Here is a 15,223-nt window from a genome sequence, read left to right on the forward strand (position 1 = left end):
TTTGAGTAAGAACTAACCGCAGGTACAACCTTGATGGCTACAGCCTTTCCCATCGGTGTGACCATTGGCACAAGATTCACTACAGTAGAATTTTCCATCCTTGTCTACGGCATCATCGGTAGAAATGACGCACAGGCAAGAATCACAGGCACATTTCATGGAAGTTACGGTGGTCATGATGGTTTCCTTATGCATTCTGCTATTAATATAACGTATGAACAGGTATTCAGGTATACTGAACAAGTAATCCTTAACATTCCTTAAGATTTAATCCGGAATTAAACTGTTGCCAAGACTTGTTAAATTTGCTACTTTAGTTAAGCGCCGAAAATAACAAGCCGGGATAGCTCAGTTGGTAGAGCAGAGGACTGAAAATCCTCGTGTCCGGAGTTCAAATCTCCGTCCTGGCATTCAATATTTCTCTGTAACCCCAATTGATGGGGTTTTTGATTTTTTTGCCCTCTTACCCTGATGTGACTACTGAGCGATCGCACTCACCGTAGGGTGTGTTAGGCGAAGCCGCAGATCACCGTTAAGTTTGGATTCGGTAGGTTACGCTGCCGCTAACCCACCCTACTACCTGGATGAACCAAGAATTAAGCAGACGGTTTACACTGAAAAGGAATAACTTGCCAGAAAGCTGAAAATCCTAATGTCAGCCCCTTAAATCTGCCTCCTGGCATTCCCAAAAGAATTCCTCAAGCATGGTAGTCGTTGTCGTCGTTATCAATGTTGTAATTTCACTACTATGCCTGTATGTGGCTTGGTACTTATGGAATTTGCGTCGAGCACTAGCGATCGCCACAGCGGTAGTGACCATCTTTGAGCGTGATACCCATAACGCTTTACAGGGTGCCCCCCAAGCTATTTCTCAAGGACAGTTGGGTATACGCGGGTCTAGAGGAAGTTATCAGCAGCTAGAGATGCAGCTGCAACGAATTCAACAAATTTTGGGCTTCTTGGGTTTCGTACAAAGCCTTTTGCCAATAGTCGCACGCTCTTCGACGAGATTTCGCCAACGCACCCGTGCTGACGTTTTGAAGTCAAAATCATCTAGACGGTCACGACGTCAACAGCGCTCTAAAAGATAATGGTTCAGAGCCATCTGTCAGGAGAGTAACTCAAATCCTGTTAAGGTATAGATTTATCTTAGGGCTACGAGCTGTAGACTAATAGCTGCGCTCCACTGACCCACTCAGGGAACATTGGCAGAGCCTTTCGCATCCTGAAAATGTTAAATGAGCAATTGCTGAATCGATCATCATCGGCAACAGGTTCAGGTCTAGCAGATGTCTCAGGCACTCGTTAGTCATCTCGCTGAGCAAATCTGCATAAAATTGGTGTAGGAAGAGAGACCCAAAAATGTCAAAGAAAAGTGCTGGAGCATTTATTAGTGGTGTGCTGTTAGGCAGCGCGATTGGAACTGTGACAGGTTTACTGATTGCGCCCCGCACAGGTCGGGATACGCGTCAACTGTTGAAAAAATCCGCAGATGCTTTACCTGATTTAGCCGAAGATTTATCCACCAGTGTGCAACTGCAAGCGGATCGTCTTTCCGAATCAGCCTTGCGGAACTGGGATGGGACACTAGCCCGACTCCGAGAAGCGATCGCCGCCGGTATTGAAGCTTCTCAACGAGAGACCCTAGACCTGAGACCGTCCAAAACTGACGTTGCGGCTGAATCACGCCCGTCAGTTCCTGACCACCAACTGTAGGCAACGGCCGGTGATTGACCCTTTATTTTGGTTAGGATTATCCATCCTACTGGTAGCTGTCAGCTTAACGGCTGTTTTAATAGCAGCCATTCCTGCCTTACAGGAGTTAGGACGGGCGGCTCGAAGTGTAGAAAAATTAGCAGATACTCTCCGGCGGGAATTACCGCCAACTCTGGAAGCCATTCGCCTCACGGGACTAGAAATCAGCGACTTGACCGATGATGTCAGCGAGGGCGTAAAAAGCGCCGGTCAAGTGGCGAAGCAAGTGGATCAAAGTCTCAGTGGCGTTAAAAACCAGGCGAAAAACGTGCAGGTTAATACGCGTGGTGTGGTTGCGGGAGTCAAAGCCGCTTGGAAAACTTGGAGACGTCCTAACCTCGGACGCCGATCCGTTGATCGTCTTCCACCCTCTCAGAGAACCGCTTTAGATCTGCGGGAGCGTGATCGAAGTGCCCCCATGACTGATTCAGCCACAAGCGACAATCCTTATCAAGAACATGAGGCTGATTACGAAGATAACGACTCTAACAGGCATGAGGCTTACTATCAGAACAGCCCAGGTGATTCGCGTTTGCCGAGGCAACATGAAGACGAAGGCTTAGAATTTCCAGAGTAAAGCCTCGATCTGGAGTAGTTTTTCCAGCCCCATGCCAGAGTCTGTTTCGCTCAATACAGAACATTCTCATATTTCTTTTATATCCAGCGATACATACAGCAGTTTGCAACTTCATGAAGTACATTTTGACCCCCCTAGCCCCCCTTATTAAGGGGGGGAAATGTATCACACGAACTCGCAAAGTGCTGTAGGAGCATAACGCCACCGACTACAGAGGATAGAATTGGGCGTAACTTGTAGGGCTAGGAGCCTATGGGAGTCTACTATGGACGCCAGGACAACTTTCGATTGCTCCCAAGGGACGCTGCCTTTTGGGCGATCACAACGCCTGTGGAAACTCGTGCGGTAGGATGACTTAACTCAGTCGCTCAAGGCTTTGCGATCGCCCCTATTATTAGACTAAAGTAAACAAGTGTAAAGAAATTATGAGTTTGACCTAATCCGTCGTTTAAACCCTCCCTTTAGTGTCCACACTTGTTGAGTTTGATAAAATCCACAATGCAGCACTTTTTTCCCAAGAGACTTCTGGTATCCCTAGCCGCGTTTTTCCTAGCCGTTTCAGTTTGGGCGATCGCACCAGCCGCGCAGGCTTTCGATAACCCTGAGTTACTGCCCAATACTCAAACACCCATCATCGATCTAGCGAACTTTCTCCCCACGCTTCAGGAAGAGGAACTGGTCAAAGATCTGGAGAACTTCGAGACTGAAACGGGCTGGAAACTGAGAGTTTTAACTCAATACGACCGCACACCGGGTCGAGCGGTCAAAGATTTTTGGGGACTCAACGATAAAAGTGTTTTACTCATTGCTGACTCACGAGGCGGTAATATCCTGGGTTTCAACGTTGGGGATGACCTGTATCAATTCCTACCTCGCACCTTCTGGGTTGAGTTACAAACCCGATTCGGCAACCTCTACTATGTCCGCGAAAATGGTGAAAACCGAGCGATTGTTGACTCATTAGACACGATTAAAACTTGCCTACGTCAGGGGGGTTGCCAGGTCGTCCCCGGTCTTCCACGGGAACAGTGGATTTTGACGCTAATTACTTCAGTCTTGGGTGGACTGATTTGTGGATTTGCCGCCATGCCTCGTAAAGAGGGACAAATTTTTGCTTGGCAATGGGCGTTAATCTTCTCTCCCCTGTGGGGCATTCTGTTTATTGCCTTTGGAATTGGGCCTGTGGTGACGCGCACCTCAGAGTGGTTGCCACTCTTTCGCAACGTAATCGGCTTTGTCCTGGGTTTCCTTGTGGCTTATTTGTCACCGATCATCGCTCAATCCTCTGCCTCGGAGACGTAAATATTAAGTAAATCACTAAAGTTAGTAGTGCGTCTTGTCTGCATCACAGGGGTCAGAGCAAGACGCCTTTTTTTGAGGCATAAAATAAAAACGGCAGAAAATGGCGAATGTGATTTGCTGCGGCTGTGTCCTGTAGTACAGTGAGAGCATCTCATCTTCTCTTCCAACCAGGAAGTTAGGGATGAGAGAGTTTCAGCTAGCGCTTGTACACACCACTTGGGAGTGAGCGCCACATCTATCGGGACTTCAAGTTGACAAATCACATTTGGATTAAGAGACATGATGGAATGGCATGTGACAGATGCCCAAAGTCTGGCAATTATTGACCGCGAAATCGGCGATCATATCTTTACGGCGGCAGAATATGAGATTGTGCGCCGAGTGATTTATGCCACGGCTGACTTTGAATATCTGTCTCTCATTCGGTTTTCTGAGCGAGCCTTACAGGCGGGTGCGGCGGCATTGGCGGCTCGGACTACGATAGTGGTCGATGTGCCAATGGTGCAGGTGGGGATTACTCCTCACATTCAAAATACTTTTGCCAACCCTGTGTATTGCAGTATGGAAGCGCTGACGCGTCCGCAAAAGGAGAAGACACAAGCGGCTTGGGGAATTCAAACCCTAGCCAGACGCTATCCAGAAGGAATTTTCGTGGTAGGTCAGGCTCAAACGGCATTGACGGCGCTGATTGAATTAATCGAGGGGGAGGAAATAAAACCCGCGTTAGTGATTGGGACACCTTCGGGGTTTGTGGATGTGGATGTGGCGAAAGACCGTCTGAAAGATTCTTTGATTCCTCATATTCGGATTGAAGGACGTAAGGGAAGTTCGGTGGTTGCCGCTGCAATCGTTAACGGATTGGTAGACTTGGCTTGGCAAGCCTATGGACAGGATAATGGTGATCTAAGTTAAGGGTGTGAAGCCGATGTGGCTTGGGCGATCGCTAGGCAGTTTCCAGTTTTGGGATTTTAAAATGAGGTTGGATGGTAAGGGGTTTGAGCCTCACAGAAGTGATTGCAACGATGAATTGACATTCTCCCAATAGGGGCATTTTTAATAATAATTGGTAATGAATTGTCAAACAGACGCCTAGGCTTAGTTTTGTCTTATCTGATTTTGGTTGGAACAGCCCTAATATAAATGTTTAGCTGCGGCTGATTGCAGATATGTTTGTTAGGGGTAATCATCCTCACATAGATTAAGCTGTTAGGCACCTAAACTGGGTACGACTAAAACGCCAAACCCTTACGCCTGAATCTTGACAGCGAATCCGAATAAGTGATTTAAATGCTGAACAGCTTACTGATAGATTACTCATAGAAAGTCCCGCTTCAGCACTTTAGCTATTAGAGTGTAATTTATTTCATAGCAGGCTAGAAGATAATACTTGAGGTTGCTGCTACTTCCGAGATAAATCACTGAGTTCTTAATTTTTACTCTTTCCTAATCAAGAATTATTAGCGTAATTTAACCTTATTAGCCCTTTTAGGTATGGAGAATACCAACTGAAATCATATCTATTTTTTTCAGCAAGACAATAGGTAAAAGGACTTATTACCTCAGTCATGAGAAGGAGATAGTAACTCTTTCTTAAGAGAGAAGAGATGGCTGTTCCCACTTTCTAAACTATAGAAGAAATTTGCCAAAATTTTAATAAAAGGACTACAGACTATGTCAGATAAAAGCAAACGTGGCTTTGCCTCTATGGATGAGGATAAACAAAGAGAGATTGCAAGCAAAGGTGGAAAGGCTGCTCACGAAAAGGGAACAGCCCATGAATTTACCTCAGAGGAAGCCAGAGAAGCAGGCCGCAAAGGTGGCGAAACTGTAAGCCAAGATCGCAAACACATGTCTGAAATTGGTCGCGAAGGTGGCAAACAAAGTCACAAAAAATAAGAAAGATCGATAATAGTTTTCGTTAATCATAAAAGCCTTCTGTTTAGACAGGGGGCTTTTATAGATATTTTATATTTAAAGGAAGCTAGTGATAAATTACAAAATACACAATTGTAGTTTTTTGTTTTTATGTAACTGTCACTACTAATCGGGTTCATTTAAATTGTTTTAATTGCTCATAAATTCTAAACTTTTAATGAGTTATCGTGGCAATAGGATAAAATCGAATTATTCCCAACTCAGATTATAAAATAGGAAAATCTAACTCTAGATGGATGCTATAGCTAGGAAATAAGTCTGACAATACAGCTCAGCTTGTTTAAAATTTCCCCTCATAAATCTAATGGCTAGTTCAATCGAATTTTCCTTATTCGCTCCTTATAACAAAGGAGCATCTTTAGTCGGGTCTTTTTCCAACTGGGAAGAAATTCCCATGAAGAAAGATAAAGAGGGTTATTTCCGGATAATGGTTGATCTTGAGGATGGAGTTTATCAGTATAAATTTCGTGTACAATCCAAATCATGGTTTTTTGAACCCGACCAATGGGTAGATGTCAATGACCCCTACGCTACCGATATTGATGACTCTACCCAAAATGCCAATGTGCGGATTAAAGATGGGGAACGAATTGTTGATACGTATGTTTGGAAACACGACGATAAGCCATTACCTGCCGATCATGAACTAGTCATCTACGAACTGCACGTTGGCGACTTCTCCGGTGGTGAGGATGACCCCTACGCCAGAGGTAAATACAAGCATGTTGTAGAAAAATTAGATTACCTAGCCGACTTAGGAATTAACGCGATCGAGTTGATGCCAGTCAAAGAGTATCCTGGTGATCATAGCTGGGGTTATAACCCCCGATACTTCTTCGCTACAGAATCCAGCTATGGCACGAGTAACGAGTTGAAAAACCTGATTGATGAGTGTCATGCTCGTGGAATTCGTGTCATTATGGACGGGATTTATAACCACTCAGAATCCGAAAGTCCTCTAACGCAGATTGACCACGATTATTGGTATCACCACTCTCCTCGTGACCCGGATAATAACTGGGGGCCAGAGTTTAACTACGAATTCTACGACGAAAATCTAGAGACTTACCCAGCACGCAAGTTTATGGGTGACCAAGTAAATTTCTGGGTGAAAGAATATCATATCGACGGCATTCGTTTCGACGCAGCACGGCAAATTGCTAACTATGATTTCATGCATTGGATTGTCCAGGAAGCCAAAAAAGCGGCTGGCATGAAGCCTTTTTACACCGTGGCTGAGCACATTCCTGAAACGACTAGCATTACCAATGCAGATGGGCCAATGGATGGCTGCTGGCATGATAGTTTCTATCATTGTGTGTTGGAACATATCTGTGGGGATACTTTTGATTTAGAGCGTCTTAAGGATGTGATTGATTGCAAGCGGCAAGGTTTTATGGGTGCCACTAATGTGGTGAATTACCTGACGAATCATGACCACAATCATGTTTTAGCAGAATTAGGCGATCGCGGCATTTTGGATGAGGAAGCATTTAAGCGGAGACGCTTAGGTGCGGTACTCACGATGACAGCGGTTGGAGTGCCTTTGCTGTGGATGGGTGAAGAGTTTGGCGAGTATAAGTATAAAACTCAAGAACAAGCCAAAATCGATTGGACGTTACTCGGACATGACTTAAATCGTAATCTGTTTGAGTTTTGTAAAGGCTTGATTCATCTTCGGAAAAATAATCATGCCCTCTATACGGAAAACATTGAATTTATTCATGAAAATCCAGAAGCTAAGGTATTAGCTTATAGCCGCTGGAATGATGAAGGTTCTCGTGTTGTTGTCGTTGCCAATTTTTCAGATGACTTCTTAGCGGGTTATACCATTCCTAATTTCCCTGAAAATGGCACTTGGCACGAGTGGACAGCGGATTATGATGTGGAGGCTGGGGATAACCAAATAATGGTTGATCTGGGAGGGTACGAAGCGAAAGTATTCGTCTGGCAGTAAGGAAAATTACATAAACTTCTGTAGGGGCAAGACATATCGTGCCCCTACTAAAATCGTGTCTTCCACCCAACTGAGAACCACTAGATTATCTACGCTGGAGCAAAACCCAACTTTTGCTTTACTTCCTCGATTGGAGTCTTATCTATAAAGTAAGCGATCGCTCGATATGGTCATCTGTGATTTGAAACTCTAGATTTGTAAGAAATCTTGGCACTACAGCCTCGACGAGCGAAAGCGTGGATTTACGGAAAAAATGAGCATCGTACTTTATGTGATTAAGTAATTATCCTGAGAATAGCGATGTTCCACAGAACCGCTTTACCAAGCAACAGGACGTAAACTCATGGTTCAGCAACCTTTAATATGTGATGATTACTACGTACCAGACGCCAATAGTCTAGTCACTGAAGATGACACGCCAGTGGATAACTTTGCCTCTGCCAAACAACAACGATTTTTAATTGGTACTCTTTACAGTTCTGAACAAGAGCGGACTTTTCTAGCTGAAGCCAATGTTGGCATCTACCATACAGATGGTCAACCTGCTATTGTCCCCGATGTTTTTCTCAGTCTGGATGTGCAAGTGCCTGAAAATTGGTGGGACAAGCAAAACCGTTCTTATCTGGTGTGGAAGTTTGGCAAACCCCCTGAAGTCGTCCTTGAAATTGTGTCCAACAAAGTTGGTGATGAACTGGGGAATAAACTGAAAATTTACGAACACATGCGGGTGAGTTACTACATCGTCTATGACCCCACCCAACAATTAGGACAGCAAGTCCTTCGCATTCATGAACTTCGAGGAATGCGCTACTCTGAAACATCAGCAACCTGGTTAGATCAAGTTGGGCTAGGTTTAACCTTGTGGGAAGGTGTATTTGAAGGCAGACAGGATGTTTGGTTGCGCTGGTGTTATCAAGATGGGAATCTTCTTCTTACAGGTGATGAACGCGCTGAACAGGAACGCCTAGAGAAGGAGCAACAGCAACAACGTGCCGAGAAAGCTGAACAACGCGCCCAATTACTAGCAGAACAATTGCGGGGACTGGGTATCGATCCCGACACTCTCAGTTAAGATGCTAGATGCTTAATCAAATCATTAATAGCTCTAGCTCTGCCTCAAACGTTCCCGAACAACTCCTTGATAAAATTCCTCCAGCGCAGCTACACAACTCTTGTCATTAAAGAGACACTTTCCGTGTTTCATTGTGTACTGTACAATCTCATGCCGCCATGTAGGCTCTAACCCCAACCTCACAGCAATTTCAATATATTCTGCTTCATTTTCAGCAATTGTTTCACTCAATCTCAACATTTTTAGCATCCCTGTTGACATGTAACCGCGCATACATTCACCTGGACAAGTAACCACAGGTAAATTGCAGGCAAGTGCAGCCAGAGTAGTGTTACCCCCGGTAAAACCTAAGGTATCTAAAAAGACATCGCTGAGTAAATTAAGCCTTAAATAATTTTCATGATTTAAAAATGAGAGAAACACACAATAATCCTCACTACTCTTGCCAACCGCTGCAAATGTTGCTTTAAGACGTGGCTTTAAAACATCGGCACGAACAAATACAAATTGTGCTTGTGGCACACGCTTAGCAATTTCAACAAAAATGAAATCATGCTGGGGTAAGTACTTGTAGGGAGCTTGGCAACACAAATAAACTACTGCATCATCCCGCAACCCAAAATCAGAGCGAGTTTTTGTCAGGGATGGAACTTCTAATTGGGGATAAGCAATTCCAAGATTAGGCAAGCAAATCAGTGTTTCCGAGTAATGTTTTTGAGCATTCTCAGGTTCCATTAGTTCGCTGGATATATAGTAATCAATAGTGGGTATTCCAGATGTGACTGGATATCCCCAATCGGTACATTGCACAGGAGCAAGCCGCAAACCAGCGATCGCAAATGTCAGTGCATCGATTCCTAGCTCTGGAAAGACCAAAATATGTAAATTATCAGTTACAATTTGCTTGCATACGCTTTCTAAATTTTCTGGAATATGGTTAAATACATCACTATATTCTTTGAACTTATACGTAACTGTATCCGGCTGATTGCCAATGTAATAACAGTAAACTTCAAATTTATTTCGATTGCAGTGACGCAGCCACCCTAGTAACCAAAATGTGCTGCTGTGATTATGAATATATTTTGAAATATAACCCACACGAATCTTTTGATTCTCCTCTAATTGAGGCATTGTTCGTGGTTCGAGCCATTGGGGATAATTGGCAGCTACAATCTTATGAACCAATGTTCCATACTGCTGTTGTAACTCGCGAATATTACCAGCCTGATACGCTAAATAAAAGTTGGTAACGTGATTAATCCCTGCTAGAGCCTTGCTCTTTTCTTCAGGAGTTCCCAAGGAGGTTTGCTCAATTAAGTCTTGTAGCCCTCGTTTAAATCGCTGGTGATAGAAGGATACTTCATCAGATGTCGAATAAATAATCGGAATAAATAAGTTTTTAATGAGTTTAAATAAGTACTCGTCAGGGAAGAGATTACAGGCATTTTCTACTGCTGATATAGCCTCTTGTGTTTTACCACTCTTTTGCAATCTTTGGATTAAATCAAAGTGATAAGCAATATCAACTTGTAGTGTTCGCTGATTAATCATTCGCTGGAATTGGATTCAATGAAGAGGATACGGATACAGTAGAATTAAAGGCTTGGATACGCTGCCATACTTGCTCTAGCAAATCAGGATGATCGGCATCAAACCACTCAATTTGTGGATAAGCTCGAAACCAAGTGCGCTGTCGCTTAGCAAATTGGCGAGTGTGCAAAACGGTTAGTTCTTTGGCTTGAGACAGGGAAATTTCACCTGCAAGATATTGCTTCATTTCTCGATAGCCGAGTGTATCTAAAAGTGGCAAATCAATACCATATTTTTGGCAAAGAGCTTTCACCTCGGCTTCCCAACCCGCCACAATCATTTGCTCAGTTCGCTTCTCAATGCGACGAGTCAGGATATTGGAGTTACTACATTCCAACCCAATCTGAAGAATTGGATAGTTGGGAGGATTCTCGCCTTGTTGCTCGGAAATTGGGCGTCCAGTCACGTAAAATACTTCTAATGCTCGTAATGTCCTGACTTCGTCGTTAGCGTGAATCTTCTGAGCTGCCGCTGGGTCAACCTTTTGCAGGTATTGGTAAAGCTGATTTTGACCGAGGGAGGAAAGTTGCGATCGCAATTCCGGATGGGGTGCAACTCTGGGAATTTTCATTCCCTGCACCACCGCACGAATGTATAAACCCGTACCACCAACGAGTAAGGGAATTGTACCCCTTGCCTGAAATTGAGCAATCAATTCTTGTGCTGATAGCTGGTAGTCTGCCAGAGTCATTGTCTGGGTTGGCTCACAGATATCTATTAAATAATGAGGCACTTGCTGTCGTTCAATGGCTGAGGGTTTAGCCGTGCCAATGTCAAATTCCCGGTAAACTTGACGAGAGTCAGCACTGATAATAACTGAATTCAGTCGTTGCGCTAAAGCCAACGCTAAGCCTGACTTACCCGTCGCTGTCGCACCACAAAGGGTGATCAAACCCAGTCGCTGATGATTGAATAATTCCATCCTTATCTATAAATCCCATCAATGTGTTACAGCTTCCTAGCGTTTTTTTTATCCCTGTTTTACCTTTAGACTGTTTTTTAGTGGAGCTTTACTCTTTAATTCAGCCCCCTCAACACCTTCCAGAGCAAGAAGTCTAGCCGTAAGAGTACACTCGCTCAACTCAAAAGCGATCCTTGTTTCGCTGTCAAGGGAAAGAAGATAGTTTTAGCAATACATGCAGTGCCTATCTAAATAAGCCTTGAAACGGCTCTGTAGCCGCCTAGGAGGCTTTTGTGTTAAAATTTGAGAGTGTTTTCTCATTTTTGAGAATCGTAACGGTCTAAAGCTTCTATTGGAGAATCCCTTACATGACGAGTAGTTATAGTGCCGATCAGATTCAAGTTCTGGAAGGTCTCGAACCGGTGCGAAAACGCCCAGGGATGTACATCGGTTCTACTGGCCCTAGGGGACTCCATCATCTAGTTTACGAGGTCGTAGACAATTCCATTGATGAGGCTCTAGCGGGTTATTGTACTCATATTGAAATTGACATCAATGCCGATGGTTCCGTTACCGTTACAGACGACGGACGCGGCATTCCCACCGATACTCATCCCACCACGGGCAAATCGGCACTGGAAACAGTGATGACGGTACTTCATGCGGGAGGGAAGTTTGGTGGCGGTGGATATAAAGTCTCTGGAGGACTGCATGGTGTCGGGATTTCAGTTGTTAACGCGCTGTCTGAGTGGGTAGAGGTGACGGTTTGGCGTGAGAACCGGATACACACCCAGCGTTATGAACGAGGTATCCCCGTTACTGAACTCATCGGCAAGCCGTCCAAAGAAGCCCGAACTGGCACGTCAGTTTCCTTTAAGCCAGACACGCAAATCTTTGTTACCACGGGCATCGAGTTCGACTACACCACACTCGCGGGGCGTGTGCGAGAACTAGCCTACCTGAATGCGGGTGTCCGGATTACGTTTACGGATAACCGACTGGAGCAACCCCGCCAAGAAACTTACTACTACGAGGGAGGCATCCAGGAATATGTCGCCTACATGAACCGTGAGAAAGAGCCTCTGCATCAGGAAATTATCTATATTCAGGGAGAACGCAACGGGACACAAGTCGAAGTTGCATTGCAGTGGTGTGTCGATGCCTACAGCGATAATTTGCTGGGCTTTGCCAACAACATCCGCACGATTGATGGTGGCACCCATTTGGAGGGGCTAAAAGCGGTATTGACGCGGACGATGAATGCGATCGCCCGTAAGCGCAACAAAATTAAAGAGGGTGAACCTAACCTCGGCGGCGAGAATGTTAGAGAGGGATTGACGGGCGTGATTTCCGTTAAAGTCCCCGATCCGGAATTTGAAGGGCAAACCAAGACAAAACTAGGAAATACCGAAGTCCGGGGCATCGTCGAGTCCTTGGTGGGAGAAGTTCTAACAGAATACCTAGAATTCCGTCCCAATGTGGCAGACGCCGTTTTGGACAAAGCAATCCAAGCCTTTAAAGCGGCTGAAGCGGCGCGTCGTGCGCGTGATTTGGTGCGGCGCAAATCCGTTCTGGAGTCTTCGCCGTTACCGGGTAAGTTAGCCGATTGTAGTTCTCGTGACCCCTCAGAATCGGAAATCTTTATTGTAGAAGGGGACAGTGCTGGCGGTTCCGCCAAACAAGGAAGAGATAGGCAATTCCAAGCCATTCTGCCCCTGCGCGGCAAAATCCTCAACATCGAGAAAACCGACGACGCCAAAATCTACAAAAATACAGAAATTCAGGCTTTAATTACAGCCCTAGGCTTGGGTATTAAAGGTGATGAGTTCGACCCCTCGCAATTACGTTACCACCGAATTGTGATTATGACGGATGCTGACGTGGATGGGGCGCACATCCGCACGCTGTTGTTGACGTTCTTTTATCGCTATCAGCGATCGCTTGTGGATCAGGGGTACATCTATATTGCTTGCCCTCCACTTTATAAAGTAGAGCGGGGACGCAATCATTACTACTGCTATAGCGATCGCGAACTCAACAATCTGATCCAACACGAGTTTCCCTCTAACGCCAGCTACACCATCCAACGCTTCAAAGGCTTGGGTGAAATGATGCCAACTCAGTTGTGGGAAACGACGATGAATCCCGGCACTCGCACCTTAAAGCGAGTCGAAATTGAGGATGCCGCAGAAGCGGATCGCGTCTTCACGGTGCTCATGGGCGATCGCGTCGGGCCACGCCGTGAATTCATCGAAACCTATGGTTCCCGCCTCAACCTCACTGATTTGGATATCTAATCCATCGGTTCCCATCATGAATGAAAATTGTGCGTAATTAGGGGAGTTTCCGCGCAATTAGTGAAATCGGTATGAGGTACGGTTATGCTTCGGGTATAGCCGTACTTTGCTTTTCCCTGAATTCCTGTAATACCAATTCACTAAATGCTTGCTACAGATAGTTTTCTTGTTCCCCCCTTGATAAGGGGGGCTAGGGGGGTCGATGTGTAACGGATTAAAAGTGAAATGGTATAAGCTCCAGTCGAAGGCATTGCTTCTGCCTCCTGCCCTTTGCCTTTTTTTGTCAAGTCTAAATCCAAATGGTATAGCAGTCGCCAAGGTGATTAGGACAAATATCCCAAAGCGAATTGTCAATCCCTGCTTTTGAAATGTCCTAACCGTTGTGACGGTTGCTATATTACCTCATCAATGCATAAAGAAGGCGGAACGTTGCCGTGCCTGACGTGTCATTGGTAATTTTTAACCGAGTCTGATACTCCGCCGCCTTTGTTGGGAATTCTATATATTAGGAGGGAAATTCACTCTGTCCATGTTTTCTACTCGATTACTTCATGGCTAATATAAAGCTACATTTCAATGGGAATTTTGCCCTCAAAAAAGAAGACCTGCGTAAAATCCTTGGAGCAGCGGCCCAAGAGAAAGGATTAAATGACGATTTGCAAGGCTTGATGGACAGAACCAGTCTAGGTAATGCCAAAGTTGGACGGATCAAGAGTTGGGCAATACGAGCAGGTTTAGTTAAGGATAACCGCTTAAGTCCAGAAGGTGAAATTGTTTGGCGTAGTGATTCCTATTTGGAATCAACGATTACAGACTGGCTGATGCACTTTTATCTGAGCTTTGGAGATAAGGGACTACAACAGCCACCAGCTCAACCCGCAGATTGGGGCGGTTGGTCTTACTTTGTCCACACTTTTTTACCTCAATACAGGACTTTTACTAGTGAAGAATTTTGGCAAAGCTGTAACTCAGTTTTTGAAGAAGAAAGCAGAATAATAGAGCAGAGAATTAAATATATTTTACAGGCTTACATTAAGCGAGATGCACTAGCCAATTGTAAATTTCTGACACTAGAAGACGGTAAATATACAGCCGGAAACGCCCCTCTTCCTAATCCCTACCTAATCGGATACTTCCTAGCAAAACTTTGGGAACGTGACTTTGGCGACACCACCTCCGTACTAACCAACGACATCCTTCAGCAAAAAATGGGATTAGCCCCCATCCTGGGGAAAGAAACTGAAACTCTCCAAGAGTGCCTCAATCAACTCGAAACCTTAGCCATAATCGAACAAAGGCGCACCGTATCTCCAGCCCAAATTATTCGCCGTTGGGACAACCCCCTTACCTTGCTCTCAAAAGCTTATGCCGATTAAGGATGTTAAGAATGTAAGGTTGACAGACGTAAAACTGCGCGATCGCCCTCACCTGCTGCTATGGGATACCGCCAATGACCTAGAACTTCGGCAATTAGCTTACCACGAAAATGCTGAGTGCATCAGCTACCGCACCCATCTCCTCAGCCGCATTAATCCCCAGAACCGTTTCCTAGCCTTACATTACCAGCTTGACCGGGAACTCGATGCCATCAAAGCAATTTGCGCTAACACCGATAAACCCGTCGTCCTGCTCCAAGATTTAGATTGCCTGATTACCTATCTACACGTCCAACCAGAAAGCCCAATCACCCTATTCTGGCAAAACCTTTTTAATACCAGGCATTTAGAAAGCATCCTCTGGATCATTCTGCCCAGTCAACTCGTCCCACCCGACTGGGATGAAAGTCGCCTACAACGCATTTAACTCCCTCAAACAGTCCTCACACACAGGTCAT

Annotated in this window: 15 protein-coding genes and 1 tRNA gene; 12 read left to right on the plus strand and 4 right to left on the minus strand. The window is 45.0% G+C overall.

Translation table 11 applies throughout. The annotated features are described in order from the left end of the window. Positions 1 to 12: 12 nt before the first annotated feature. Positions 13 to 177, minus strand: a complete 165-nt coding sequence (locus MIC7113_RS34530) for a metallothionein (RefSeq protein WP_071884126.1) — start codon at positions 175 to 177, stop codon at positions 13 to 15. Positions 178 to 337: 160 nt separating this feature from the next. Between MIC7113_RS34530 and MIC7113_RS06700 the strand changes: the two genes are divergently transcribed. The 5 genes from MIC7113_RS06700 to MIC7113_RS06720 all read left to right on the plus strand — a co-directional run bounded on the left by MIC7113_RS06700 (position 338) and on the right by MIC7113_RS06720 (position 3,634). Continuing rightward, positions 338 to 410, plus strand: a tRNA-Phe gene (locus tag MIC7113_RS06700). Between the two features lie 294 nt (positions 411 to 704). Next, on the plus strand, positions 705 to 1,091 hold the full coding sequence (locus MIC7113_RS33100; protein ID WP_015181424.1) for a hypothetical protein: 387 nt from the start codon (positions 705 to 707) through the stop codon (positions 1,089 to 1,091). Between the two features lie 271 nt (positions 1,092 to 1,362). Beyond that, positions 1,363 to 1,716 (plus strand): YtxH domain-containing protein, encoded by a 354-nt coding sequence (locus MIC7113_RS06710; protein WP_015181425.1) that lies wholly within the window; start codon positions 1,363 to 1,365, stop codon positions 1,714 to 1,716. A 10-nt stretch (positions 1,717 to 1,726) separates the two neighbouring features. Continuing rightward, positions 1,727 to 2,332 (plus strand): DUF948 domain-containing protein, encoded by a 606-nt coding sequence (locus tag MIC7113_RS06715; protein WP_015181426.1) that lies wholly within the window; start codon positions 1,727 to 1,729, stop codon positions 2,330 to 2,332. A 498-nt stretch (positions 2,333 to 2,830) separates the two neighbouring features. Further along, positions 2,831 to 3,634, plus strand: coding sequence for a TPM domain-containing protein (locus MIC7113_RS06720; protein ID WP_015181427.1), 804 nt, complete (start codon positions 2,831 to 2,833; stop codon positions 3,632 to 3,634). Here the strand turns inward: MIC7113_RS06720 and MIC7113_RS36030 are convergent. Then, positions 3,610 to 3,915, minus strand: a complete 306-nt coding sequence (locus tag MIC7113_RS36030) for a hypothetical protein (protein WP_015181428.1) — start codon at positions 3,913 to 3,915, stop codon at positions 3,610 to 3,612. The two genes, MIC7113_RS06720 and MIC7113_RS36030, sit on opposite strands and share 25 nt — an antisense overlap. A 1-nt stretch (position 3,916) precedes the next feature. Between MIC7113_RS36030 and MIC7113_RS06725 the strand changes: the two genes are divergently transcribed. From MIC7113_RS06725 to MIC7113_RS06740, 4 genes are all read left to right on the plus strand, one after another. After that, positions 3,917 to 4,546, plus strand: a complete 630-nt coding sequence (locus MIC7113_RS06725) for a precorrin-8X methylmutase (protein ID WP_015181429.1) — start codon at positions 3,917 to 3,919, stop codon at positions 4,544 to 4,546. Between the two features lie 759 nt (positions 4,547 to 5,305). Continuing rightward, complete coding sequence (locus MIC7113_RS06730) at positions 5,306 to 5,530, plus strand: KGG domain-containing protein (protein WP_015181430.1); 225 nt, start codon at positions 5,306 to 5,308, stop codon at positions 5,528 to 5,530. A gap of 343 nt (positions 5,531 to 5,873) precedes the next feature. Next, entirely contained in the window at positions 5,874 to 7,526 is a 1,653-nt protein-coding gene (locus tag MIC7113_RS06735; protein ID WP_015181431.1) for an alpha-amylase family glycosyl hydrolase, read from the plus strand. 343 nt (positions 7,527 to 7,869) lie between these two features. Continuing rightward, positions 7,870 to 8,598 (plus strand): Uma2 family endonuclease, encoded by a 729-nt coding sequence (locus tag MIC7113_RS06740; protein ID WP_015181432.1) that lies wholly within the window; start codon positions 7,870 to 7,872, stop codon positions 8,596 to 8,598. Between the two features lie 33 nt (positions 8,599 to 8,631). On the opposite strand, the gene MIC7113_RS06745 is transcribed toward MIC7113_RS06740, so the two are convergent. Beyond that, a complete protein-coding gene (locus tag MIC7113_RS06745) occupies positions 8,632 to 10,152 on the minus strand; it encodes an O-linked N-acetylglucosamine transferase, SPINDLY family protein (RefSeq protein ID WP_015181433.1) in 1,521 nt (506 codons plus the stop codon). Next, a complete protein-coding gene (gene miaA, locus MIC7113_RS06750) occupies positions 10,145 to 11,113 on the minus strand; it encodes a tRNA (adenosine(37)-N6)-dimethylallyltransferase MiaA (protein ID WP_015181434.1) in 969 nt (322 codons plus the stop codon). The genes MIC7113_RS06745 and miaA overlap by 8 nt, the downstream gene beginning before the upstream one ends. A 347-nt stretch (positions 11,114 to 11,460) precedes the next feature. Here miaA and gyrB point away from each other — a divergent pair, with 347 nt between their 5' ends. From gyrB to MIC7113_RS06765, 3 genes are all read left to right on the plus strand, one after another. Further along, positions 11,461 to 13,389, plus strand: coding sequence for a DNA topoisomerase (ATP-hydrolyzing) subunit B (gene gyrB / locus MIC7113_RS06755; RefSeq protein WP_015181435.1), 1,929 nt, complete (start codon positions 11,461 to 11,463; stop codon positions 13,387 to 13,389). A 551-nt stretch (positions 13,390 to 13,940) separates the two neighbouring features. Next, complete coding sequence (locus MIC7113_RS06760; protein WP_015181436.1) at positions 13,941 to 14,765, plus strand: DUF4007 family protein; 825 nt, start codon at positions 13,941 to 13,943, stop codon at positions 14,763 to 14,765. Beyond that, entirely contained in the window at positions 14,755 to 15,192 is a 438-nt protein-coding gene (locus MIC7113_RS06765; protein ID WP_041779930.1) for a hypothetical protein, read from the plus strand. The genes MIC7113_RS06760 and MIC7113_RS06765 overlap by 11 nt, the downstream gene beginning before the upstream one ends. The last annotated feature ends 31 nt before the right edge of the window (positions 15,193 to 15,223 follow it).

Origin of the sequence: Allocoleopsis franciscana PCC 7113 (assembly GCF_000317515.1) — a bacterium.
GTDB lineage: Bacteria > Cyanobacteriota > Cyanobacteriia > Cyanobacteriales > Coleofasciculaceae > Allocoleopsis > Allocoleopsis franciscana.